The organism is Halomonas marinisediminis, assembly GCF_004347715.1.
In the GTDB taxonomy this organism is placed as follows: Bacteria; Pseudomonadota; Gammaproteobacteria; order Pseudomonadales; family Halomonadaceae; genus Halomonas; species Halomonas icarae.
The window spans coordinates 1-392 of record NZ_SLTR01000070.1; the positions used below are offsets into that span (position 1 = coordinate 1).

The window sequence follows — 392 nt, forward strand, 5'->3', positions numbered from 1 at the left end:
GCGCGGAAATACCTGCTCAGCGCGGGCCTCGTGACCGTGCTACTCGGCTTGGCCAGCTTCGGGCTGGGCACCGGCTACGGCACCACGTCCATCGTCGCGATCCAGGCCGCGGCCGAGACGGGCATCGCCCCAGCGGGCCTGGGTTGGAGCGCGGTCGCACTGATCCTCGCCGCCGTGGTCGCCAGCGCGCTCTTCCCGCTCAGCGGCTGGCTGACCGAAGCGATGGAGGCGCCCACACCCTTCTCCGCCCTGCTGCATGCGGGCATCGTGAACGCAGGGGGCGTGCTCTGCCTGATCTTCGCCGATGTGCTGCTGCTGGTGCCCGGCGCATTGGCGCTCCTGGCGATGATCGGCGGGGCCTCTGCCCTGATCGGGGCGCTGGTGATGCTGAC

At 70.9% G+C, this 392-nt stretch carries 1 protein-coding gene; it reads left to right on the plus strand.

What is annotated here, in order from left to right:
* Window positions 1-392: proton-conducting transporter transmembrane domain-containing protein (locus E0702_RS15845; RefSeq protein WP_306766926.1), on the plus strand; the 392-nt coding region annotated here is incomplete at both ends.